Genomic DNA, 23,092 nt, shown 5'->3' on the forward strand with positions numbered 1-23,092 from the left:
GCAAATATTTTTGCGGGCGCGCTTACGGCGATGATTTTTTTACGGCCGGCTCCGCCTCGCTCACATCCCGCCGTCCAGCGCCGCCGCGCCCATCACCGCCGCGCTGCTTCCGAGCTCGGAGAGCAGCAGTCTAAATACGGCGCGCATAGGCGAGGGCAGGTACTTCGTCGCGCGGCCGCGCAGCTCGTCCGCCATCCCCTCCGCGCGGCTCATCCCGCCGTTGAGTATGACGGCTTCGGGGTCGAGCGCCGCGCAGATGGAGGCTATGCCGCGCGCGAGGGCGTCGAGAGAGGCCTCGATAAGCGCCCGCGCGTCGCCGTTTTTTTCGCGCATGCCCCATAAGACGCGGAAATCCCCCGGCAGCCCGCGCTCCAGCGCGCGTCTTTCGACCCAGTCGGCCGACGCCGCCTCCTCAAGGTGCCCGGCGCCGCCGCAGAAACAGCCGCGAAATCCTTCGCCGCACAGAGCCATATGGCCGCATTCGCCGGCCATGCCGTGCGCGCCGCGGATCAGCCTGCCGTTCGCCGCAAGCCCTGCGCCTATCCCGCTGCCGAGCGTGAGCACAGCGAAGTCGTCCATCCCTCTGGCCGCCCCGCAGATATGTTCGCCGACCGCCGCGCAGTTCGCGTCGTTTTCCAGCCTCACCTCGGCAGAGATCCCGCGGGCGCGCATGTCCCGCGCGATCAGCGTGCCGACGCGGGCGCCTTCGCAGCCCTTGAAGTTCGTCAGCTTCAGCACCGCGAGACGGTCTTTGCTCACGAAGCCTGGCACTCCTATGCCGATGAAACATTCGTCGCCGCGCGAAACCCACATCAGCGCGAGCTCCTCGACCGCGCGGAGCACCGAGAGGGGATCCCTTTCGCTCGGCGTCCTGACCGTCACTGGGGAGACGAGGCGCGGCGCCCCTCCGCTGAAATCGACTTCTCCGCCGCTTATCGTATGCCCGCCGAGGTCGATGCCGATTCTCTTGATCAAAACGCGCCCTTCTGCGCAGAAGCGCTTGCGATCACCGAATAGAGGACGCGGCGGAGTTCGAGCGCGTCCTCCGTCTCAAAGCGCAGAGCGCGCGGCGCGATCCTCACGGCGCCCGGGACGAGCGACGCGGCGTCGGCCTGCATCGTGTTTGCGAGCCCCACGTCGAGGACGTAGGGCGCTTCCATCGTAAAGGGGGAAAATTCGCCGGCTTTCAGTTTTTCGGCGGCGCGCTTCACGCCAGCGTAGATTTTTTCGCAACTTTCTTCCGGCGGCAGACAGAGGGCCGCCGCGTGGGCGAGCCCCTCCTTCACGGGAATCGTCTCCACATTCTCGCCTAAGAGGCTGCCGGCCTCGATGCAGAGCGCGCAGTCGCCGCTCACCGCTATGACCGGGACGTCCTGGACCCCGGCCAACAGCGCGTTGAAGCCGGCTTCGCCCATTTTTCTGCCGTTCACCGAGAGAGAGTAGATCGTCTGCTTGTCGTAGCTGTGGTCGAGCACGGCCTTTTCCGTTCCGGCCATCGCGTGATAGCCGAGGAAGACCGCGCCGCCGCAGCCGCCGACCTCCTCCATCATGCCGAGAAGCTTCGGCGAGCCGGAGACGAGGCGCACGCCGCGCCCCAAACGCGATATGTCTACGTTGGTCATCGAGCCGTGCGCGTCGTTCACTATCACGCGCTCCGCTCCGCCGTCGAAGGCTCCTTTGACGGCGGCGTCGAGGTCGTGCAGCTGCATCACGCGCCCGAAAGAATACTCCTGACCGCCGGGGTCGGCCTGCGCGGCCGACACGACGCCGGTGCAGCCCTCCATATCGGAGCTGATGTATATTTTCATTATAAAGAGGCCTCCTTGGCGGCGCGCGGGAAATCAAAGCCCGCGTCCGGCGCTAAACGTTGAATCTGATTTCTATCATATCCCCGTCCTTGACGACGTATTCTTTCCCTTCGAGACGCAGAGTCCCCGTTTTGCGGCATTCGTCAAGGGAATAATTGTTTCTCATGTAGTCGTCGAACGCTACTACCTGAGCGCGTATGAAGCCGCGCGCAAGGTCCGAATGTATCGTCCCGGCCGCGTCAACGGCGCTTTCTCCCTTATGCAGCGTCCACGCGCGCACTTCGTCGGGGCCGCAGGTGAAAAAGCTGACGAGCCCGAGCAGGCGGTAGGCCTCTTCTATCAGGCGTTCGCGCCCCGGCTCCGTGATATTCAGCCCTTCAGTGAATTCGGCGGCTTCCTCGGGGGCGAGCTCCATTATGTCCATTTCCAAGCTGCCGTAGAGCTTGCAGAGCTTCACGCCGCGCTCGTCGGCGCGCTTTTTCAGCCCGTCCCACTGCGGGATCTTCTCCTCCTCGTTCTGGCTTTCGTCGAGGTTGAGCAGGACGATCTGCGGCTTCGACGTGACGAAGGCGAAGCCGCGCAGCTGCCGCCGTTCTTCGGACTTCAGATCTATGGCCGAGAGCGGTTTTTCCTCCATCAGACAGTCGTAGCACTTCTCAAGCAGATTTTTTTCTTTATCTTCGTCGGACGTTAGCTTCTTCTTCGCGCGCAGCTTCGAGAGGCGGTTTTCGATCACCGCGAGGTCGCGGAAGATAAGCTCGTCGTCGACGATGTCCCAGTCGCGCAGCGGGTCTATAGAGCCCTCCGGGTGTTCGACGGAGGGATTGGCGAAACAGCGTATCACCTGAATCAGCGCGTCGGCGTCCGCGACGAAGGACAAAAAGGCGTTGCCGAGCCCCTCTCCCTTCCCCGCGCCGCGCGACAGCCCGGCCAGGTCGACGAATTCCACCTGCGCCGGCGTCTCCTTGCGCGGCTTGTGTATCCGCACAAGCTCGTCGAAACGTTTGTCCGGCACGGAGACGACGGCCCTGTTGGGGTCGGTCTTGCCTCCGGCGTAGGGCTTCACCTCCGCGCCCGCCCTCGTGATCACGTTATAAACCGTAGATTTTCCGCTGAGCGGCAGTCCCACTATCCCGCAATGCAGCATCGCTATCACTCCAATTTATGCGCCTATCGCAATTTCGCTTATTTACGCCGCGGCGCGCCGCCGCTATTCGACGTCCTTCATGCTCCGGTAGCCGTTCTCCTTTATAACTATCAGGCCGTCTCTTATCTTTTCGCCGATATCCTCGACAGATTCGCGGATATCGGCCGGGATGCCGCTCTTCGCTTCCACCGCCCAAACCAAGACGTCTATGCGCATATACTCGATTCCTCGGCGGATACATCGCCGAAGCCGTCGGGAAGCGTCTCATCCGCGCCATTTCAATTATACATTAAAAGCACCGCCGGGGCGCAGTCCGCACAGATCAAAACAGATTTAGGCAAAACAGATCGGCTCAAAACATTGACAAAGTTGTCGGCAGGTGGTAGTTTAGTTTTGATATGCAATGTAGCATCTTAATAAAGACATATCCGCGGAGTTAGGGAATCCGGTGAGAAGCCGGAACGGCCCCTGCCACCGTAATCGGCAAGCGGAGAGCGCGTAGATCGCTTCCGCAGACCGAGCCGCATCCAGCCACTGTCGAAAGATGGGAAGGCGCGGCTTGAAGGCCGAGAGTCGGGAAACCTGCCGCCGGATGTTTTGGCTTCAAATGCGCAGAGGGCGCACCGCGGCCGACCGACGGATATATATTTTTCGCGGGAGGAGGCGTCAGAGCCCCTCCCGCGTATTTTATATCCGGATCCAGGGCGGAGCCTTTTGCGCTTCTCCGCCGCGGACAATTTAAATCTCACATACAAGGAGGACGAGAAATGTGTAAACGATTTTATCTTCTCACGCTCGTGCTGGCGCTGTCCGCCGCGCTCCCGGCCTGCGCCGCGCAGAAGGCGGCCTGGATCGAAAGCGCGGACACGGCCTGGTACGAGAACGACAGGGAGGCGTCGGAATACGCGATAGACACCCCCGAGGAGCTCGCCGGGCTCTCTGTGCTGGTCGGCAGCGGCGACGCGGAGGGAGCGAAGGTCAACTTCAACGGAAAGACGATACGCCTGGCTAAGGATATAGACCTCTCCGGCCGGACGTGGACTTCTATAGGATGCGGGTACGGCAGCTTCCAGGGGGTATTCGACGGGCGCGGGCACACGATAGAAGGGCTCGGCACCGTAACGCCCTTCGACGAACAGGGCTGGTCAAACGGTTACGGCCTCTTCGGATGGGTAAGCGGCCGGCAGGCCGTCGTAAAAAACATCAACCTTAGGGGCGTCGTCGCCGCCTCCGGCGATAAATGCTCTTCGCTTGGGGCTGTTGTCGGCGGCATCGATCAAAACGCAGCGGTCGAAAACTGCGTATTTTCCGGCGCGCTCAAAGGCTTCAGCGGCGCCGCGATCGGCGGCATCGTCGGTTATAATTACGGTGGCAGCGTCCGCAGCTGCTCCGTGAGCGCCGACATCGCAACCGGCGCGACAAACGCGGAGGAAGCAAAAAAAACAAGAATCGGCGGCATCGCCGGCAGCTACGAATGTTACGAGGTCGGCCCATCCATTGAAAATTCCGTCTTTACAGGTTCCATCAGATACACGGACGGCTCCGCTTCGATGAGGGTCGGCGGCATTGCAGGCGAGAATTCTTCGGAACGCTGTATCATCCAGAACTGCGCCGTCTCCGCCGACATCGACGTATCGGGCGGCACATCGCCCTTCGGCTACGACCAGTGGATAAACTGCGCCGGCGGCGCAGCCGGCTACAACGGCGGAACTATCAATAACGTAGCGGTGACAGGCTCGGTGAAGCTGCACGCCGACGACGCGCAGAACGACGTGGCGGCGGGGGGGCTTGCCGGAGTAAACGTCTCAGGACAGAACATCCGCATAGAAAACAGCTCGCTCAGCTGCACAGTCTCGGTTTCAAGCCCGAACGCAGAAAAAACCTGGGCGGGCGCGATAGCGGGTTACAACTACGTATCCTCGTGGTCTCCCCATCAGAACCGCGGCATGATAATCAACAACCGCTGGGTCAAAAAGAAGGGAGTGCCGAAAGCAGCGGCCGGAAATTATAATGAAATAAGCGCCGACATAAGAGAAGTCTGCATCATAAGCAACGACGCGGTGGCGTCGGATTCAAAGCTGCCCGCAGCCGCCGTGCTCACCGTGCCGCTCGTCAGCCTCACGGAAAACAAATCCCTCACGCTTGCGGCAACGGTGTACCCCGTGACGGCCTGCAACAAAGACGAAGTCACGTTCCTGTGGAGCGTGAAGGACGGCTCGATACTTTCCCTTTCGGCGGACGGCGCTTCCGCGTGTATAAAGGGGCTCAAAGCCGGCTTCACGCAGGCGAGCCTCACCTGCGGCGGCCTGCTCGGCGGCGAAAACAGCTATACTCCCGCCACCGGAGCTGCGGTATGCCGCGTCAACCTCGACGGTCTCAAACTCTCGCCCGAGGCGATATCGCTCGACGCATCCGGCAAAAGCGCGGACATCACGGCGGAGATAGCGCCGGATGCCGACATCCCGTCGTATCCGGTGCTCAAATGGACGTACGAAGTGGTCTCCGGCGACGGCGCAGCGGCAGACGACATCATCCTCTCCTTTGGCGGGACAAGCCTCGCGGCCAGCGTAACGCTGAAGAACCACGTCCCCGGCGCCGTCTACCGCATCACTGCAGAGGCGGTAGACGATTCCTCGCTCAAAGACTCGATCCTGCTTACCGCCGCGCCCTCTGCGCCCTCCGGCGGCTCCTCCGGCGGCTGCAACTCGGGCTTTGCGGCTGTAGCGCTGCTTCTGCCCTGCGCGCTGGCGCTGGCGGGAAAGACAAAAAGGAAGAGGGCGGCTATGAAAAAGCCCCGTGCGGGCAAAGCCCTCCTCGTGCTGACAGCGCTGCTTCTTACGCTTTCGGCGGCTAAGGCTCCGGCGGCCGATTTCTGGAAGGCGGATACGGGCTGGTACGACGGCCCCGCCGCCGCCAAAGGCACCGCCGACGACCCCTACAGGATATCGGACGCGGAGGCGCTCGCGGGGCTCGCGGCGCTCGTCAACGCCGGCTCCGACGACTTCAAAGAAAAATACATAACGCTGACGGTGGACGTCGATCTTGCGAAAAAAGAGTGGATCCCCATAGGCTGGATGGTCGCCTACGGCAACCTCCGCGGCTTCGCCGGACACTTTGACGGCGGCGGGCACCGGATAACGGGTATGCTCATCTCCACCGGCGAGTATATGCCGAAGGGGGCCGACGGCAATATGGACCCCAACGGCCAGCGCAGCCACTGTACCGGGCTCTTCGGACACCTGCTGCCGACGGGCACGATACAGAACCTCTACTTAGAGGGCTCCGTCACCAATAAAGTCGACTCCGGCGCCGCCGGCCTCGTCAGCTGGACCGACGGGCAGGTGAGCAACTGCGTCGTCAGCTGCGACGTCGACGCCTCCGGCGAGGGGCGCTCGTATGCCGGGCAGGTAGCCTCTCTGGTAGGCGGCGGGCTCGTGCGCAACTGCGTCACATACGGGACGGTAAAATCGACCGTAGGAGCAGCCTACTCGGGCGGCATAGCGGGCTTCGGCTACTGGTACAGGGGCAATGTGGAAAACTGCGTCTCCATGTGCTCCTCTATCACCAGCACGATGGACGCCGGCGGGATCTGGGGCGGCTTCAACTCCACGACGAAATACTGCGTCTCCGCCGCCGACTATGTAGAGGGCGACGTCAAATACACCGGCGGCATAGTCGGCGCCTTCGGATTCGGCTACACGGAATGCTACTGGCTCAAGGTAAAAGAGGGGCAGCCGGATGGCGGCAATCCGTCGATGGGCTACGCCGAGCAGGGTAAAATAACAGACCCGGCGCTCCTGCCGGCGGCCGCCGTCGTCCTGGACACGGAAGGCTTCAAGACGTTAAAGACGGGCGAGAGCCGCGAGATAGAGGCGAAGGTCTATCCGCCGACCGCGGACGCCTCGGCGCTGCGCTACAGATGGACGCTCCCGGAGGGCCTTACGCTGCTCTCAGGCGCCGGCACCTCAAAGATAACGGTCCGCGCCGATAAAGAGGGCTTCTATCCGGTAAGCGCGGCGGTCACCGGCCTGCTGGGCGTCGGCGCGGAGAGCGCGGACATCGCCCTTACGCCGGGAGGCATACTGAAAGTCGCCTCCAAAAAGGTCGCCGTTGAAAAAATAATGATCGGCGGCAGCGCCGAGGCCATGAGAGAGGGCGAAAGCCGCACCTTTACTGCCGCCTGCACCCCCTCGGACGCCGAGGGCGATATAAAGTGGACGATAGCCGCGGCGGGCGGCGGCGCTCAGGACTCAGACGTACACCTCACGGAAAACGCCGGCGGCAGCGCGACGGTGACGCTGCGCCGCGCCGGCGGAACGTCAGGCGAATACAAGCTCACCGCGACCGACGAGGAGAGCGGCGTCTCGGCGTCGGTCACCCTCACCACTTCCGTAATAGAGGGAGAGGAGATATGGAGCATCCTGCCGATCGGCGACGTGATAACGGCCGACGTCGAGGCGGTAAAGGCGAACGGCATCAACTCATCGCAGCTCGACGACGTCGCAAAGAGCCTCGGCGCTTCGATGGGCTCCTTCAAGGTCAACGAGAGGGGCGTCGTCTACCTGGAAGACGCCGTCTTGCAGCGGGCGATCGTGGACGCCGTCTCCGACGACAGCGTCGCGCTCGACCGCGCGGTATCGCTGCCGCTCTTCAGGGCGCAACTTTCGACTGCCGGCGCTACGGCGGCTACGGCCTTCATAATAAGCGGCGACAGGCTGCTCGCCGATACGCCGCAGGAGGTCAGGCTCGTGAAGACGCGCCCCGACGGAACGGGAACGTTCTTCGCCTATGCAGCCGCCTCGGCAGACTACAAAGACGGACACTTCACGCTCCAGCGTATGGACGACGGCGTGATGGCGGCTGAAGAGGCCATAGAGGCGGACAAGAGCTACAAGCTCGTCGTCTACGTAAAGGACGGAGGGGATTACGACGTCGATTCCACGGAACGCTCCGTAGTAGACCCGCTGGCGGTCGTAAAGACGTCTAAGAAGTCCTCCGGCGGCTCGGGAGGCTGCAGCGCGGGATTCGGCGCGCTCGCGTTGCTGCCCGTCGCTTTCGCCGCCCTGCTGAGAAGGCGCGGCCGCAACGGCCGCCGTCAATAGAGCCGCCTCCGCACGCGCGAAGGCAAAGATTTTACTCTGCGAGAAGGGGCCGGTTTTTTCCGGCCTCTTCTTATATCATCCGCGCGAAAAACCACAGTTTGGGCCGCGCGCGATGAGACAGCTAAGAAAGACATGAATCCGCCATCTTTCACCGCCTCTATTATCGAAAAGATCATTGGCTTCGGCTTCTTTCTGTAAGCTGTAGAAGAGCCGGCCTGCGGACATACGGGCGGGCCCGCACAAAGCGCCGGCGTCGGAAGCGGCCGGCGACGCGCTTTTATGGCGCCGTCTCGGCACAATACGGAGAAATTTCCGCGCACGCAGCGCGGCGCCTTTCACGCGAAAGCCGGCGCAAAGGAGCGCCTTGTTATATAATTGGTCCATATGAACCGGCTGGGTGGAGTGCGTCGTGAAAGAGTGGAAAAATAAGGGGCTTTTCGCAAAGACTTTTTATTCTTTAAACGGGCTCAGGAGCGCGTTCGTCAATGAAAAGGCCGTGCGCCAGGAGGCTTTCGGCACAGCGGCCGCGACGCTGCTCGCGATAGCCATGCGGCGCGGCTGCGGCAGCGTCTTTCTCGTATTTCTCGCGTCGCTCTTCCCGATGGCGATAGAATTGATAAACACGGCGGTCGAAGAGTTCGTCGACGCGCACTTCGGCCCCGCCTACCGCGAGGAAGTGCGCGCGATAAAGGATACTCTTTCGGCCGCCGTCCTGCTTGCGCTTATTATAGGCTACGGCGTCTGCCTGAAAATCATTTTCTTTTAGCTCCGCGCCCGAGCCCCGAGAAGCTCAGGCTTTCCCCTTCTCCGTCACCTTCGTCGCCGTCTCCGCCGTCCTCTCCGCCCTCATCCTCCTCATCTTCGGGCGGCGCGTATTCCTCCTCTTCCTCTTCCCCACCGCCCATCAGCTGGGCCAGCTTGCTCTGCAGCATGTCCGACGCCGAGCCGCCCTTCACTTTAATAAAGGTGCGCAGCACTCCCTCGACGTAGTAATTGGTATCCGCGACAACCATTTCGCGGTTTTTTATTCTTTCGGCGTTTATTTCGCTGACGAAGCGCTCCTCCATCATGTCGGCCGGCGTGAAGGAGTCCTTCCCCTTTTTCTTGTTTTCTTTCTTGTCGCGCCCGGCCTCCGGCTTTTTGTTTTCCGAGTCCTCCTCTTTTACCGCAGAGCTTTCGGAAAGTTTTTCCTTATCTTTGTCGGTCGATTTATACGGCTTCTTTTTCTCCGGCGAATCTTTTTCGGGGCCGCCTATCTCGACGATTATCTGGTTGTTCGTCTCCTTCGCCGAAAGTTCCGTCACGAATTCTTTAAAGGTCGTAATCGCGCGTATGCCGGTTATAAGCGGCTCTTCCTCCGGCTCCTCTATGCCTCCGCCGCGCGCAGTAACTTCGCAGAAGGAGACGGCGTTCTCCGGAATCCTGAGCTCGAATGTCTTTTTGACGGGAGCCTTGCGCCACGGGCGGAAGGTCACGACGGCCTTTACCTTGTCGCCGGGAGAATATTCTTCTTTTTCATCCTCTATTTTGATCTTGTCGATGTAGACGACGCGCGGCGTTTTCGTCATTTCGACGTCCACGGTGACGCCGTAGGGGTTTATCTCCCTGAAGGGGTTTCGCGAGATGACCTTGCCGAGGGACTCTATCTCCTTCTGCATCGCCTTCACCGCGTCCTTCGGCGAATAGAAGATGTTGCGCCGCGTCCAGGAGGGCTTCATGTTGCCGCCTGAGACCGTATACGCTACGAGCGCAGTGCCGGCGCCCTTTCTTGCCCACAGGTCGTCGACGAGGCCGAGTATGCCGGCCGAGCCTATCTCGGGGCCGATGAAGGGGTCGGCGACGGTCTGAAAACGTTTCGTCTCTTTTTTTCTTTCGTCGACGTCGTGGAAGTTGACGGTATAGCTCGAAGCGGCGGCAAGCTGCCCTAAGCGCCCGCCTATCGCTTCCGGCCTGTCCTGCGTCACGACGCCGGCTATCTTTCCGAGATAGCCGAGCTTGAACGAGCTTTCAATGCTGGGGACGGTCCTCAGGATGCTGGCCTGCGTCATCGCGTAAGAGACGCCCCCCCTGTTGAACATCGGATGCGCGAAGGCGATGAAGCGCCCGTCCTTAGATACGGCCGTGAGCGTGCCTACGCCGCCGACCACGACGTCGCCCCACGCTATCGCGGCGCCTACCGCGGCGCCCGGCTCCGGCCGCCACCGCAGGTCTACCGGAGAGGAGCCAGCCGACTCGGAACCGAGCGGAATTATCGAAACGCCGAGCTTCTTGCCGAGGCGCGCCGCGTAGCGCGCGCTGACGCCGTCCGACGCCAGGGTCATCTTTTCCCGCGGGGCCCCGCTCCCGGAAGCTTCTTCGTCGAAATCTATCTTAACGTCGCCAGAAAGTATTTCTTTATCCTCCGACAGGGCGTCTCCCGATATAGTTTTATCTCCGGAGAGCGCGACGTCGCCGGAAGCCGTTTTACCGCCCGGCGCCGCCTTATCGCCGGACGCGGCTTTGTCCGCGGAGATGATTTTATCTGCCGACGCGGCTCCGCAGCCCGGCGCCCTGTCGTCGGACGCCGCGTCGCTTTCCGCGTCTTTTTTGTCCGCTTCGTCGGGAGGAAGCGGCGGCACGTCGAACCACGGCAGCTTCTGCCGCCATTCCATCGCTTTAAGCATCTCTTCGACGGGGGTCACGAGCCCCATGCTGCTGTCGGCGAAGGACCAGCTGTAGCCGATCGCGCCGATGAGCCTGCCGTCGACGTATACCGGCGAGCCGCTCATGCCGGCCGCGATTCCGCCGTTTTCACGGATATATTTGTCGAGGACTTCTACCATTATAAGATTGCGCGGCTTAGACTTGCTGGGGACGACGCCGACGATTTTAACCTTGAACGGCGTTATCTTTGTGCCCTGAAGAACGGTCTTCGCGTATCCGAGCATCCCCGGGCGGATCTGTGAAAGCGGCATCACCGGCTCCTTCGGCACGAAGCGCTCCTCCGCGCGTGCGCCGGAGGCGAGCAGCGCGGCCATCGCAAGCGCTGAAAGTATTTTTGCGGCTTTTTTCATTTTACTCTCCAAGGTTTTATTTTTCATTTTTCAAGAATCTGAGATAGGCCATTATCAGCTCGTCGATCCCCCCGTCGAGCACGGCCTGCACGTTTCCTATTTCGCAGCCGGAGCGGTGGTCCTTCACCAACTGAAAGGGCTGCAGCGTGTACGAGCGGATCTGGCTGCCCCACGCGATAGAGCGCTTCTCTCCCTGTATGCTTTCGAGCTGCTCGTGACGCTCGCGCAGCGAACGCTCGAAGAGCTTTGAGCGCAGCACCTGCATCGCCGTAGCGCGGTTCATGTGCTGCGAGCGCTCCGTCTGGCAGCTCACGACTATGCCCGTCGGCAGGTGCGTGATGCGCACCGCGCTGTCCGTCATGTTGACGTACTGGCCGCCGGCTCCGCTCGAACGGAAGGTGTCCATTTTCAGATCTTCCGGACGGATTTCTATCTCTACGCCGTCGGGCAGCACGGGCATCACCTCTACCGACGCGAAGCTCGTGTGCCGGCGCTTGGCCGAATCGAAAGGCGAAATGCGCACCAAGCGGTGGACGCCCTGCTCTCCCTTCAGGTAGCCGTAAGCGTAATTTCCCTTCACCGAAACTGTGACGCTTTTTATCCCGCCCTCCTGGTCGGGCAGCTCGTCTATCAGCTTGACGCCGTAGCCGCGGCTTTCGGCCCAGCGCATGTACATCCTGTACAGCATCTGCGCCCAGCTCTGCGAATCGAGGCCGCCGGCTCCCGCGTGGACCATCACTATCGCGTCGCCCGCGTCGTACTCTCCGTCGAGCAGTATCACTGTCTGATAATCCTCTATCGCCTTCTCAAGCTTTTCGGCGCGCGAATAAAATTCTTCCTCCAGCTCGGCGTCCTCTCCGTCGGCGAGCATTTCGGCTATCGCTTCGACCTCCTCGAACTCGCCCTTCATCTCGTTGGCCTTGTCGACGCGCGACTGCACGCACGATATTTCGCGCGTGACGGACTGGGCGTCGGGGGAGCTCCAGAAGCCCTCTTTTTCCACAGATTTATTGAGTTCTCTTAATTTGTTTTCGGCTCCGGGCAGGTCAAAGACTTTCACGCAGCTCATCGAACGATGAACGCAGGTTCGTCATGACGGTTGAAATAGGCAGCACGACCATCGATAACCCCTCCAAAAAATACGATTAGGTTTTTATTATAACCGCAAACCAATAAATGCGTATATAATGAAAGAGGAAATGTATTGAGGGGGGCGGCGTATGGCAAAAGCCAGCGAAGAGACAACGAGCCGCGCGAGGATTCTTGAAGCGCTCATCGCGGAGCGCGGCGGAATCGTCCCCGGCGCGCGGCTCGCACAGCGGCTCTCGGTCTCGAGGCAGGCGCTCGCAAAAAATATTTCGGCGCTCAAGGCCGAAGGCCTGCCGATCGAATCTCTTCCTCGGAGGGGCTACAGGCTGCCCGGCGTGGACGACGTGACTGCGCTAGCTCCGACGCTGATCGAATATTTTCTGAAGGACAACCCGATATTCAATAAATGCATATGCTTCGACGAGATCGACTCTACGCAGCGCGCGATAAAAAAGCTGGCGCGCGAAGGGCGCGAAGCTGGGATCGTCGTGCTCGCCGAGGCGCAGACCGACGGGCGCGGCCGCATGGGCAGAAGCTGGCAGAGCGTCGGCGGCAGGAATCTGACCTTCTCCGTGCTGCTGCGACCGGCGCTGCTTCCCGGCGAGGTGCAGCTTCTCAACCTCGCCGCCGGGCTCGCGCTGAAAAACGCGTTGCGCGAAGAGTGCGGCGTCGCGGCCGAGCTCAAATGGCCGAACGACGTGCTATGCCGTGGCAGAAAGCTCTGCGGAATCTTAAGCGAGTCCGCCGGCGAAGCAGAGCGGATATATTACGCGGTCACCGGCATAGGCGTCAACGTGAACATGGAGCCCGGGGAGATTCCCCAGGAGCTGCGCGGTAGCGCGACGTCGCTGCTGATCGAAAGCGGAAAAAGCTGGCCGCGCTGGAGGATACTCACGGCTTTCCTCGGCCGCTTCGCCGCGCTGCTCGAACTTCTTTCTTCCGGCGGCGGCGCCGAGGCGCTGCTTGAGCTCTACCGCGCCGGCTGCGACACGCTCGGGAGGGAGATAAAGGTCATCTGCGACGACGGGAGCGTGACCGGCACGGCTTCGGGCGTCACCGCCCAGGGCGCGATAATCGTAAAGACGCGCGAAGGCGAAAAAACATTTGCCGCGGCGGATGTCGTTCATCTGCGCGCGGCCGGGGAGGCGAAGTAGATGAGGCTGACGGAACGCGCCAAAACAAGCGGCTGAGCGGCGAAGATCGCTCCGGCGGAGCTTGACGAAATTTTAAAGGGACTTCCGGTCCTCCATTCAGAGGAACTGCTCGCTTCGTGGACGCACGGAGAGGACGCGGCGCTATGGAAGATAACGGAAGAAAGGATCGGAATCCTCACGACGGACTTCATAACGCCCGTCGTCGACGATCCGCGCAGATACGGCGAGATAGCGGCGGCGAATTCACTCTCCGACATCTACGCGATGGGAGGGCGCCCGCTTATCGCGCTGAACATCGTCTGCTTCCCCACCTCCTGCGAGCCGATCGAGGTACTGCGTCAAATCCTCGACGGCGGCGCGCGCAAGGTGATCGAGGCGCAGGCGGTGCTCGCAGGCGGGCACAGCGTGCAGGACGAAGAACCGAAATACGGGCTCGCCGTCTTCGGCGAGGTGGAAAAAAGCGAAATGTGGACGGTCGGCGCGGCCAAGGCCGGCGACGTCCTGCTTCTCACAAAACCGGTAGGCACGGGCATAGCCGTCACCGCGATAAAGGCCGGCCTCTTCGCGCCGGAACACGTCGCTGCGGCCGAGAGCTCTATGGCTAAGCTAAACGCGGTGCCGCCGCTGCTGCCCGCGGAGCTGCGCCGCGCCGTGAGCGCCGCGACGGACCTGACGGGCTTCGGCCTCGCGTCGCATGCGCTCGACTTGGCGCCGGACGGGGTATCGCTGGAAATCGACTGCTCAAAGATTCCCCTTCTTCCGGGAATCTCCGAGATGGCCGACATGGGGCTCATCCCGGCCGGCTCGTACGAAAACAAAAATTATGTCGGCGGCAGGGTGACGAACAGCTCGAAGATCGGCAGATTCGCAGAGGATATCGCGTTCGACCCTCAGACCTCGGGCGGCCTGCTGGTAGCGGCGCCGCAGGACGCGGCGGAGGAGATCGTCAGGATAGTTAAAAATTCCGGCTTCCCCGACGCCGCGATAATAGGAAAATTTACCGAAGGGCGCGGCGGGCTTACGCTGAAATAGCCGTAAAGAGAATAATCAATAATCGAAAAAATCGGACGTCCGGGGCCGGACGTCCGATTTTTTATTCACACCGTACCGCGCCGCTATCCGAGCCTGTTGGCCCTCGAACACAGCAGCAGCGAGATCGCGAGAAAGACCAAATTCGCCACCCAGGCGGCCATAGCCGGGGGCAGCGAGCCGTTCTCGCCGAGCGCCTTGCTGAAGGACATGATGACGTAATAGACGAAAATGATTATCACGCTGAAGCCGAAGCCGACGCCTGAGCTTGCGCGCTGCGGGCGGCTTCCGAGAGCAGCGCCGAGTATCGCGAAGATCAGGCAGGCCCACGGGACCGCGAGACGCAGATGGAAAGCCATCCAAAGCTCTCCCGGGCTCTCGCCGAGCCTCTCCTTCAGCCGGATGAGCGAGAGGAGCTCCTTTATGCCCATTTCGTCCGGCTCCCTGTTCACGTTCTCGATATCCTCGGACCTGAGGTTGAGGCGCAGCGCCTGTCTGTCGAATTTGAAGAGGAGCCCCACTTCTTTCGTCTTTTTGCTTATCTCGTAGACGGCGCCGTTTATCAGCCACCAGCTGCCATCCTCCCACTTGCCGTCCAGCGAGGTGATGATTCTCGCAAGACGCCCCTGGTCGAATTCCTCGACCGTGACATCTTTCATGTCTTTCGTGTCGTTGTCCATCCTGTCTATGTAGATGACGCGCTTCACGACGCCGTCGCCCTCTTCTTTGATGAATATTTTCTGAGTGAAGAGGGGGGCGGACTCCCGCAGCACTTCATATTTCATGACGTTGGCCGCCGCCCTTTCGCTCAGCGGCACGACGCTTTCGTTTATTATGAAGGCTACTATCGATATAAAGAACGCCGCGACCGTTACTGGACGGACGATGCGCTGGAAGGATAGCCCGGCGGATTTCAGCGCGACGATCTCCGAGTTCGCGGAAAGTTTCCCGAAACCGAGCAGCGAAGCCAGAAGGCAGCTCATCGGAATCGTGAAGACGACGAGCCGCGGCATGTAGTAGACGAAGAGCCTTATCACGATGCCGACGGAGACGCCCTTCTGGATAATGAGGTCGGCCATCTGAAAGAGAAGGCCGCCCGCGACAAGTATCGTGGTGAAGGCGACGAGGCCGAAAAAGAACGGCGATTTCAGTTCGCCGAGAATATAGCGGTCCAGCACTCTGACCTTTAATGAGAAAACGTCATTTATCTTCATGTTCTTCCCCGTCATTCATCTTCAGTATATACTCCGCGCTCTCGCGGATCGCCCCGCGCCCCCCAGGCGCCTTTGCGACGAAATCGGCGGCCGCCCTGACGGAAGGATGCGCGTCGCCCACCGCTATGCCGAGCCCGGCCCATTTTACGCATTCTACATCGGGCGTGTCGTCGCCGGCGTACGCGGCTTCGTCCCTTGAGATATTCCAGCCGCCGCAGAGCTCGGAAAGCTCCTTCAGCTTATCGCTCGCTCCGTTGATGCAGCAGGATATTTTCAGATTGTCGGCCCTCTGCTGCGTGGGCGCCGAATAGCGCCCGCTGATGAAGACGACCTTCACCCCGCTTTTCAGCAGCATCGCTATCCCCTGTCCGTCCCTGACGTCGAAGCGCTTCAGCTCGCCGCCGCGGCCGTCCATATAGATTCCGCCGTCCGTCAGCGTGCCGTCGACGTCCATAGCGAAGAGCTTAATCAACTTTTTCTTCGCTCCCGTGCGTCCAGTCCTGCGTCATGCGCGGAGTGAGGCCGCGCTTGCTCGCTTCGGCGAAGTCAAGTATCATCTTCGCCTCCGCGTCTTCCGGATAGAGCTCGCCGATCCTCGCAAGCCCTTCTCTGTTCGTCAATCCCGAATTATAGATGATTCTGTACATTTCGCGAATCTTGGAGCGGGTCTTCATATCGAAACCCCTGCGCTTCAACCCGACCCTGTTGATGTCGTAGACGCGGAGCGGGATCCCCGCCGCCAGAGCATAGGGCGGCACGTCCTGCGTCACGCGCGACATTCCGCCGATCATGCAGTACGAGCCGACGCGCGTGAATTGGTGGAAGCCGCTCATACCGCCTATCACGACATAATCCCCGATCCAGACGTGCCCCGAAAGTCCGGTTTTGTTCGCGATCGTACATTCGCGCCCGACGGTGACGTTATGCGCAAAGTGCACGCCCTCCATTATAAGGCAGCCGTCGCCCACCGTCGTCGCTCCGCCCTCGCCGACCGCGCGGTTGATGGTCACGAATTCGCGGCACACGACGCCTTTCCCGATCTTCACGCGGGTCTCTTCGCCGCGGAAGCTGAGGTCCTGGGGCACCCCCCCTATCACCGCGTGCTCATATATCGTGCAGTTTTCTCCGAGCTCGGTATATTCGCAGACGCTCGCGAAGGGGCGCAGTACCGTGCCGTCGCCTATCTTCGTCTTCGCGTCCACTATGCAGTAGGCGCCGATCGTAACGTCCTCCCCGAGCTCCGCGCCCTTTTCAACTATCGCAGTCGGGTGTATTTGAACGCTCATGATGTCACTGCGCCTTCGCAGTCAATGTGAGATCCGGCGCGATCATAAAGCCCATCTCGGCCTCCGCTACCGTTTCACCGTCCACCTTAGCCACGAACTCAAATTTTCCGACGTTGCCGTGGCGCCTCTTGAGGCGCGCCGTAGTGCGCAGGCAGTCGCCGGGTCTGACCGGCTTGCGGAATTTCGCGTGGTCGACGGAGGTCAGATAGACGAGCTTTCTCTCTTTTCCGGAAAACTCCGGCTGCACCTTCAGAAGTATCGCGCCGACCTGTCCCATGGCTTCGAGTATCAGCACTCCCGGCATGATGGGCTCGTCGGGGAAATGTCCCTGGAAAAAGGGCTCGTTGTAGGTGACGTTTTTGTAGCCCGTAACTTCCTTGATTTCGTCGGTGTCCACGATCTCTTCTATTCTGTCGACAAGCAGAAAGGGGTAGCGGTGCGGCAAAAGATCCAGCAGCTGACTGATCTCTACTCTCATTGTTTTTCGTTTTCCTCCTCGTTATACTGCCTTCAATTATTATTCTGTCTGAAGAGCGTCCGCAGACGCCTCATAAGCTTCCCGTGGATGCTGTGCCCCGCGGCTACAGCGATATAATGCCCCGTCGGAACGCCTCCGACAAGAGCCATATCTCCGAGCAAGTCTATCACCTTATGGGTAACGCATTCAAGCGGGAAGCGCAATTCCTGGCCGCCGACGAGTCCCTTTTCATCGAAGAGCAGGGCGTTGCCGAGCGTTCCACCCTTCGCCAGGCCGTTTTTCTTCAGGAAATCGAGCTCGTACGTCAGCCCGAACGTGCGCGCCTTTGAAATTATATTATAAAATAGCTCCGGCGTAACGTCATATTTTACCAACTGAGTGCCTATAGGAGTGCCGGGATAGTCTATAACGTAAGTCACCGAGAGCTTTTCAGAAGGAGCGGCTGTCAGGGAGCGGCTGCCGCCGTTTTCCTCGACGACCACAGGATAGGAAATCGAGCGGCGCGGTGCGGCTTTACCAGTTTCGCATGTGCCGCACTCCTTTATAGCTTCCGCAAAGGGAAACGCGCTGCCGTCCATTATGGGAACTTCCGTGCCTTCAAGCTCGATTTCGACGGCGTCCAGCCCCATTCCGGCGATCGCGGCGAGAAGGTGCTCCGCGGTCCGCACGGTCAAGCCGTTAGGAAGCGAAAAGGCCGTCAGGCGGCTCTCTTCTTCGACTACGGCCTCCGCGGCGGAAGAGAGCCCGTCCCTGCCGCGGAAATAAATGCCGGCGCGCTCGCATGGGCGCAGCCGAAGAGATGAACTTTCGCCCGAGTGAAGCCCCGTGCCGGATATTTTTATCTCGCCCTTAAGCGTCAGCATCTTTTTCGTTCTCGATCTTTTCTATTTTTTTCGCAAGCTCGCGCAGCTGACGAGAAAGCTCCGGCAGACGGCGGACGGCCGCCTGCTGGCGCAGCTCCAGCTTGTGATTTTGCGCAGGGAAGCCGGAGACGGTCGAGCCGGCCGGGACGTCGCACACGACGCCTCCGCGTCCGCCGACGGTGCAGCCGTCGCCTATCGTCGAGTGATTCGAAGCGCCTGACTGAGCCGCCATTATGACGCCTTTGCCGATCTTTGTACTGCCGGCGATGCCGGACTGGGCGACGATGATCGTATAGGCGCCTATCTCGCAATTGTGCCCTATCTTCACCTGGCTGTCGATTTTCGTCATGGCGCCGACGTGGGTCTCGCCGAAGGTCGCACGGTCTATCGAAGTGCAGGCCCCGACTTCGACGCCGTCGTCGAGGCGCACCGTTCCGATCTGCGGAATCTTTACCATGCCGGCCTTGGGGTCCGGCACGAAGCCGAAGCCCTCGCAGCCTATCACCGCGTTCGAATGGAGCACACAGCCTTTGCCTATCTTCGAGCGGCGATAGACGACGACGCCCGGCTCTATGACGCAGCCCGCGCCGATCTCCGCCTCTTCACAGATGACCGCGTTCTCCATTATCACGCTATTTTCTCCGATTTTAGCGCCGGACCTTATCACCGCCCCCGCGGCTATCGAAACGTTTTCCGCTATTTCCGCGTCCGGCGCAACGACGGCCCTACCGGAAACGCCGGAGGAGGCGGCCGGCTCGTCGCCAAGAAAGGCGAGCAGCGCGATAAGGGCGACGCGCGGTTCATCTGTTTCGACACCGCTCTCCCCTTCTTTGATCCACCCTTTTTTCGTCAGAAGAAGCGTCCCGTCGCGAACGGAAGATATATACTTTTTCTCCCAAAGCGGCGCTATGCTTCCGGGTTCCGCCTTTTCCGGCGGCAGCACCGAGCTTACCTGAATCTCAGGGTCGCCCTTGACGCTGCCGCCAACAAGCTTCGCTATCTCTGCGAGCGATATTTTTTTTGCCGTCATCTTCTTCATTCCCTTTGCAAAACTACAGATTGCCGAGCATCTTCAAACTCCAGCGGTCATCCTCGCGCGCGTCGTATTCGACTTCAAAGGAAATATTTTCCGTCGCGCGCCATCCGAGGGCGCCGTTGAAGTCTCCCTCCTCGCTGACCCTCAGCCAGAAATAGGGCTTGTGGAGCTGCGGATCCATCGTGAGCCTCGCCCACCACATATCATCCTTCGTATCCCATTCGCCGCCGAGCCAGAAATCCGAGACAGGGCGAAAGCGAAGTCCGAATCTATAAGAAAAATTCCACTCCTGCAGGCCGAGTATCGCCTCAGCGTAAGCCTCCATAGGAACGTCGGGATGCAGCTCGACTTTGCGTCCTAAGTGAAGCCCGAGCTCCGCGGAACGGTCCGACGTGCCGGCGTAAATCGCCGCCCACGCCGCTATAGTGTACAAGCGGCTCTCGACGCGCACGTTCAGCTGCGATATCTGAGAGGGGGAAAAGGAGGCTTTCGCGCTGGAGGCGGAACGCCTCGTTATGCTCTGATCGTTTATATAATCTTCAGCCCAAAGGTTTATCTCGCGGGTGTGCTTCGCGGTCCACGCGACTGGAAGCCCGATAAGGGGGGCAGACTCTCCCATCAGCCTGTTGCGCAGCTCGCCGTGCAGCACGGAGGGAAGAGAATTGGAAACGGGCGCGGGGTTTACCGCAAGGACCATAGGCATCTTAGGCGCGAAGGAAACGGACATTTCGCGCGCGCCGCCCTTCGCCGTCATCAGAAGAGAGGGCGCCCAGCCCGGAAGGGCCTCTTCGGTGATTTTTTCTATTTCTCCCTGAAGGGCTTTATCCGACCACGCTATCGATTCGAGAGGGACGCCGGCAAGCATCGCTTCGATCTGCGGCTTCAGCGGCGATACGTCGTCTTCAAACCACTCGAGAGCCGGAGAGCCAATCTGGGGCACCTTGACGTCGACGCTCCAAGGCTGCTCTTCCCGCGCTGAAAAATTGACGCCGATCACATCTTTTCCCAGCGCCTCCGCGCTTATTTCATAACCGGCGAAGATGCGCTGCGCGACGGTCTTCATTATCTCAGCCTGGTAGGGAAGGGACTGGCCGCGCGGCATGCCTTCGTGTACGGCGTCAAGGCTCTGCTTCGCAAGTGAAGCCTGCCATGCCGGCAGGCCTTTGATCTCGACGGAGGCGAACGCGTCGGAGCGGAAGAAAACAACAATCGTTGCGGCAATCAGCACTGCCGCAACGATTTGAAAATATTTTGCGTTTTTTCTTTTAGAAGAGCTCTCCGAAGCCAAAATGGAACCTGCCTTCGTCTCCGTCCGCATAGTCGAGGCGCAGATTTCCCAGAGGCGTATTCAAGCGGATGCCAATTCCCGGCGCGGAACCCCAGCCGTCGTCGCCGTAGATTACGTCCTCACCGTTGCGGATCTTGCCGGAATCCCAGGCGCGTCCTATATCGTAGAATACGACGAACGAGAACATCTTCTGCATCGGTATGCGGAGTTCGAAGTTGCCGAGCACCATGTTGCGGCCGCGGTAATAGTCGTCGTCATAGCCGCGCAGCGTCGTGTCTCCGCCGACCGTGTACATTTCATCGTAAGGCACGTCGCCGGTCGAAGAGCCGGCGATCACACGGGCGGCGAGGGTAACCGGCTTATCGCCGTAGCCGTCGAGCAGATTCGTTTCGAATAGGCCTTTGAGGAAGTTGCCGACCGGGAAGTAGAACTTCGTTTCCAGCCAGTATTTCATATAGCTGTAGTCTTCCTCGTTGACGGTAGCCTTGCCGAACTGGAAGCTAAGGCTCTCGACGTCGCCGCGCGTATAGGGCGCGTATTCGTCGATGTTGAAGCGGCGGAAGGAAAGCGTCGCCGAATAGTAATCGCCTTCGGCGAGCTCTTCTTCGCGGATCCTCCGCAGCTCCTCGGCGCGGGCGCTTTCATCCGGATAGTCCTCGACGAAGCCGTCCCTTTCCCTCATATTGTCGTTCTTCGTGTTATGCCAGTCGAGCAGCACGTACCAGTTATACTTCGATTCGTCCCTGAACTTTTTGCCGAAGCCGAGGAAAGCTCCGTACTTGTCGCGGTCGTATTCCAGGTACTGCTTATCGTTCTGGTAATAATATATGTCGTCCCAGGCGCGCTTATAGCCGCCGAACTTCCAGGCCATCACCTTTCCGCTCATGTAGGGCTGTTCGAGCGAGAGCCAGTACTCCTCGCGGTCGCCGAGCTCGAAGCCGACGCTAAGCTTCAGCCCGCGCCCGGATATATTGTAGTTCTCATAGCTCATGCCGCCGCCGAAGCCGCTCTGCGTGCCGTAGGAAACGTTGAAGCCAAGCTTGCCGGTGCGCGCCTCTTCGACGGTGAGAACGACTATGACCTCGTCCTGATTCTCTCCAGGCTCGAAGTTGACGTTGACGTCGTTGAAATAGCCGATGCCCTGCAGGCGGTTCAGCGTAAGGCGCAGCTTATTGGCGTTGAAAAGTTCTCCGGGTTTTATTTTCAGATAGCGTTCGATGATGTGTTTCTTCGTGATCCTGTTGCCCTGTATGATTATGTCGGAAACCTTCGGCTCTATGATCTCGACGGTTATAACGTCTCCGTCGATCTTAACGTCCTTGACGTTCGCCATAACATAGCCGTCCGACTGATATTTTTCCTTTATCCTTTGAAGGTCGTTGCGGAAAAACGTCCTGTTGAATATCATTCCGGGCTGCGTGAATATGGCGCTTTTCAGCTTGTCCTCGTCGTATACGGTGTTGCCGATGAATTTGATCTCTCCGACCTTCGGGTTTTCCTGAACTACGAACGTGACCTTGACGCCGTCGCCTTCATCGGTCACTTTGTAATCCGCCGAGCTGAAAAATCCGAGTTCGAATATCGCGTCCGCATCCTTGCGGAGCTTTTCTTCGTCGACATGCTCGCCCACCTTAGAGGTGACGACGCTCATGATATGCTCGGCCGCCACTTCCTCGTTGCCCTTAAGTTCGACGCTCTCTATGACGGGCCCCGTCAGCTTTTCCATTTCCGGAGGCTCCGGCTGTTCGGGCTTCGCCGCGGAGCTCTGCTGCGCGCTTTCATCATGCGACGCCGCGCTCTCCTCCGCAGCCATGCAGCACGACGCCGAAAATGTAAGCGCGAGGATAAGGGCAAGAATCTTTGTTTTTCCCAGCACAAATACCACTCCTTAAATACAAGGGGTAAAAAATTTTTTAATTTACGATCTTGATCGCCGGCTCTCCCCCGCGAAGGCTCTTCTCCCCGATCTGTACGAGCGTCAGCAGATCTTCCGGCTTGATTTTGTTATTTTCCGCCTTCGGCCTCGCCTGAGCGGGCGCGGCAGGTGTATTCGCCCTTTTCTGAACGGGTACGGAGGAGAAAGCCCTCTTCGAATCGGGGCTCCTGATCTCAGCCGCGCGGACTGCGACATTGCTGTCATTGAGGCTCCTGCGCAGCATAGTAAGGAGCTCTTTCTCCTCCGACGTCACTATAGCGAATTCTTCAGAGCGGCCGGCGGACACCGAAGGAAGCGACGCGGACATGGATGGGATGCCGCTTTCAACGGCGATCGGAAGCGTCGTAAGGCAGATTATGATAATTGCGACGGCAAAAGATTTCGCGCCGGAAAATACCATATTTCCCGCACGGACCGAGAGCGGGATTTTTACGTTCTCGGCCTCTGCTTCTTCCCACAGCTCCTCGCGAACCTGCTTAAGCTCGGCCGAAAGGCAGTCCGCTTCCGCCACCGCGGACTTCCACTTGCGGCTTTCGCAGGCGGCGGCGAGCCTGTCAAGCCACCTCTGCAGTCTTGTGATCTTCTGTTTCATCCGTCTCACCCCACAGG

At 59.9% G+C, this 23,092-nt stretch carries 19 protein-coding genes and 1 riboswitch; of the genes, 4 read left to right on the forward strand and 15 right to left on the reverse strand.

Going from position 1 to position 23,092, the window contains the following annotated elements; genetic code table 11:
* Positions 1 to 60: 60 nt before the first annotated feature.
* The 4 genes from EH55_RS09525 to EH55_RS14460 all read right to left on the reverse strand — a co-directional run bounded on the left by EH55_RS09525 (position 61) and on the right by EH55_RS14460 (position 3,171).
* Positions 61 to 975, reverse strand: coding sequence for an ROK family protein (locus EH55_RS09525; protein ID WP_051682806.1), 915 nt, complete (start codon positions 973 to 975; stop codon positions 61 to 63).
* Positions 972 to 1,808, reverse strand: a complete 837-nt coding sequence (locus tag EH55_RS09530) for a M55 family metallopeptidase (protein ID WP_037977150.1) — start codon at positions 1,806 to 1,808, stop codon at positions 972 to 974. The genes EH55_RS09525 and EH55_RS09530 overlap by 4 nt, the downstream gene beginning before the upstream one ends.
* 52 nt (positions 1,809 to 1,860) lie before the next feature.
* Positions 1,861 to 2,955: a redox-regulated ATPase YchF gene (gene ychF / locus EH55_RS09535; protein ID WP_037977153.1), complete on the reverse strand. Its 1,095-nt coding sequence runs from the start codon at positions 2,953 to 2,955 to the stop codon at positions 1,861 to 1,863.
* A gap of 63 nt (positions 2,956 to 3,018) precedes the next feature.
* On the reverse strand, positions 3,019 to 3,171 hold the full coding sequence (locus EH55_RS14460) for a hypothetical protein (RefSeq protein ID WP_160170743.1): 153 nt from the start codon (positions 3,169 to 3,171) through the stop codon (positions 3,019 to 3,021).
* A gap of 147 nt (positions 3,172 to 3,318) precedes the next feature.
* Positions 3,319 to 3,559: riboswitch (cobalamin riboswitch) on the forward strand.
* 163 nt (positions 3,560 to 3,722) lie between these two features.
* Between EH55_RS14460 and EH55_RS09540 the strand changes: the two genes are divergently transcribed.
* A complete protein-coding gene (locus EH55_RS09540) occupies positions 3,723 to 8,057 on the forward strand; it encodes a GLUG motif-containing protein (protein WP_037977154.1) in 4,335 nt (1,444 codons plus the stop codon).
* A gap of 409 nt (positions 8,058 to 8,466) precedes the next feature.
* Entirely contained in the window at positions 8,467 to 8,823 is a 357-nt protein-coding gene (locus EH55_RS09545) for a diacylglycerol kinase (protein ID WP_037977156.1), read from the forward strand.
* Here EH55_RS09545 and EH55_RS09550 read toward each other — a convergent pair.
* Positions 8,810 to 11,110 carry a SpoIVB peptidase S55 domain-containing protein gene (locus EH55_RS09550; RefSeq protein ID WP_037977159.1) on the reverse strand — a complete coding sequence of 767 codons (2,301 nt, stop codon included), beginning with the start codon at positions 11,108 to 11,110 and terminating at the stop codon, positions 8,810 to 8,812. The two genes, EH55_RS09545 and EH55_RS09550, sit on opposite strands and share 14 nt — an antisense overlap.
* 16 nt (positions 11,111 to 11,126) lie before the next feature.
* A protein-coding gene (gene prfB / locus EH55_RS09555; RefSeq protein ID WP_141730541.1) for a peptide chain release factor 2 occupies positions 11,127 to 12,231 on the reverse strand; the annotation gives its coding sequence in 2 pieces (ribosomal slippage) (positions 11,127 to 12,158 and positions 12,160 to 12,231; 1,104 coding nt in all).
* Between the two features lie 99 nt (positions 12,232 to 12,330).
* On the opposite strand from prfB, the gene EH55_RS09560 reads away from it, so the two are divergent.
* Positions 12,331 to 13,353, forward strand: a complete 1,023-nt coding sequence (locus EH55_RS09560) for a biotin--[acetyl-CoA-carboxylase] ligase (RefSeq protein ID WP_037977164.1) — start codon at positions 12,331 to 12,333, stop codon at positions 13,351 to 13,353.
* Positions 13,354 to 14,385 carry a selenide, water dikinase SelD gene (selD, locus tag EH55_RS09565; protein WP_081839530.1) on the forward strand — a complete coding sequence of 344 codons (1,032 nt, stop codon included), beginning with the start codon at positions 13,354 to 13,356 and terminating at the stop codon, positions 14,383 to 14,385.
* Between the two features lie 83 nt (positions 14,386 to 14,468).
* Here the strand turns inward: selD and EH55_RS09570 are convergent, their stop codons facing one another.
* Genes EH55_RS09570 through EH55_RS09610 form a run of 9 tightly spaced genes read right to left on the reverse strand, consistent with a single transcriptional unit; the run spans position 14,469 to position 23,075 of the window.
* The gene (locus EH55_RS09570) at positions 14,469 to 15,596 is read right to left on the reverse strand and encodes an LptF/LptG family permease (RefSeq protein ID WP_037977170.1); all 1,128 of its coding nucleotides are present in this window, start codon (positions 15,594 to 15,596) and stop codon (positions 14,469 to 14,471) included.
* Entirely contained in the window at positions 15,583 to 16,068 is a 486-nt protein-coding gene (locus tag EH55_RS09575; RefSeq protein WP_037977171.1) for a KdsC family phosphatase, read from the reverse strand. Before EH55_RS09575 ends, EH55_RS09570 begins: the two co-directional genes overlap by 14 nt.
* Positions 16,061 to 16,882 carry an acyl-ACP--UDP-N-acetylglucosamine O-acyltransferase gene (lpxA, locus tag EH55_RS09580; protein WP_037977173.1) on the reverse strand — a complete coding sequence of 274 codons (822 nt, stop codon included), beginning with the start codon at positions 16,880 to 16,882 and terminating at the stop codon, positions 16,061 to 16,063. The genes EH55_RS09575 and lpxA overlap by 8 nt, the downstream gene beginning before the upstream one ends.
* A gap of 4 nt (positions 16,883 to 16,886) precedes the next feature.
* Positions 16,887 to 17,360 (reverse strand): 3-hydroxyacyl-ACP dehydratase FabZ, encoded by a 474-nt coding sequence (gene fabZ, locus EH55_RS09585; protein ID WP_037977174.1) that lies wholly within the window; start codon positions 17,358 to 17,360, stop codon positions 16,887 to 16,889.
* 32 nt (positions 17,361 to 17,392) lie between these two features.
* On the reverse strand, positions 17,393 to 18,223 hold the full coding sequence (gene lpxC, locus EH55_RS09590) for a UDP-3-O-acyl-N-acetylglucosamine deacetylase (RefSeq protein ID WP_037977179.1): 831 nt from the start codon (positions 18,221 to 18,223) through the stop codon (positions 17,393 to 17,395).
* The gene (lpxD, locus tag EH55_RS09595; protein ID WP_037977400.1) at positions 18,210 to 19,253 is read right to left on the reverse strand and encodes a UDP-3-O-(3-hydroxymyristoyl)glucosamine N-acyltransferase; all 1,044 of its coding nucleotides are present in this window, start codon (positions 19,251 to 19,253) and stop codon (positions 18,210 to 18,212) included. The genes lpxC and lpxD overlap by 14 nt, the downstream gene beginning before the upstream one ends.
* A 22-nt stretch (positions 19,254 to 19,275) precedes the next feature.
* Positions 19,276 to 20,547 carry a hypothetical protein gene (locus tag EH55_RS09600; protein WP_037977180.1) on the reverse strand — a complete coding sequence of 424 codons (1,272 nt, stop codon included), beginning with the start codon at positions 20,545 to 20,547 and terminating at the stop codon, positions 19,276 to 19,278.
* The gene (locus EH55_RS09605; RefSeq protein ID WP_037977182.1) at positions 20,525 to 22,423 is read right to left on the reverse strand and encodes a BamA/OMP85 family outer membrane protein; all 1,899 of its coding nucleotides are present in this window, start codon (positions 22,421 to 22,423) and stop codon (positions 20,525 to 20,527) included. Before EH55_RS09605 ends, EH55_RS09600 begins: the two co-directional genes overlap by 23 nt.
* Before the next feature lie 37 nt (positions 22,424 to 22,460).
* Positions 22,461 to 23,075: a hypothetical protein gene (locus EH55_RS09610; protein WP_037977184.1), complete on the reverse strand. Its 615-nt coding sequence runs from the start codon at positions 23,073 to 23,075 to the stop codon at positions 22,461 to 22,463.
* Between the last annotated feature and the right edge of the window lie 17 nt (positions 23,076 to 23,092).

The organism is Synergistes jonesii (assembly GCF_000712295.1).
In the GTDB taxonomy this organism is placed as follows: Bacteria; Synergistota; Synergistia; order Synergistales; family Synergistaceae; genus Synergistes; species Synergistes jonesii.

Excerpts from the sequence above, each read along its gene's own strand:
- fabZ (WP_037977174.1), bottom strand. The coding sequence starts at position 17,360 with ATGAGAGTAGAGATCAGTCAGCTGCTGGATCTTTTGCCGCACCGCTAC.
- EH55_RS09570 (WP_037977170.1), bottom strand. The coding sequence starts at position 15,596 with ATGAAGATAAATGACGTTTTCTCATTAAAGGTCAGAGTGCTGGACCGC.
- lpxD (WP_037977400.1), bottom strand. The coding sequence starts at position 19,253 with ATGACGGCAAAAAAAATATCGCTCGCAGAGATAGCGAAGCTTGTTGGC.
- EH55_RS09530 (WP_037977150.1), bottom strand. The coding sequence starts at position 1,808 with ATGAAAATATACATCAGCTCCGATATGGAGGGCTGCACCGGCGTCGTG.
- EH55_RS09610 (WP_037977184.1), bottom strand. The coding sequence starts at position 23,075 with ATGAAACAGAAGATCACAAGACTGCAGAGGTGGCTTGACAGGCTCGCC.
- EH55_RS09550 (WP_037977159.1), bottom strand. The coding sequence starts at position 11,110 with ATGAAAAAAGCCGCAAAAATACTTTCAGCGCTTGCGATGGCCGCGCTG.
- ychF (WP_037977153.1), bottom strand. The coding sequence starts at position 2,955 with ATGCTGCATTGCGGGATAGTGGGACTGCCGCTCAGCGGAAAATCTACG.
- EH55_RS14460 (WP_160170743.1), bottom strand. The coding sequence starts at position 3,171 with ATGCGCATAGACGTCTTGGTTTGGGCGGTGGAAGCGAAGAGCGGCATC.
- lpxC (WP_037977179.1), bottom strand. The coding sequence starts at position 18,223 with ATGCTGACGCTTAAGGGCGAGATAAAAATATCCGGCACGGGGCTTCAC.
- EH55_RS09540 (WP_037977154.1), top strand. The coding sequence starts at position 3,723 with ATGTGTAAACGATTTTATCTTCTCACGCTCGTGCTGGCGCTGTCCGCC.
- EH55_RS09560 (WP_037977164.1), top strand. The coding sequence starts at position 12,331 with ATGGCAAAAGCCAGCGAAGAGACAACGAGCCGCGCGAGGATTCTTGAA.
- lpxA (WP_037977173.1), bottom strand. The coding sequence starts at position 16,882 with ATGAGCGTTCAAATACACCCGACTGCGATAGTTGAAAAGGGCGCGGAG.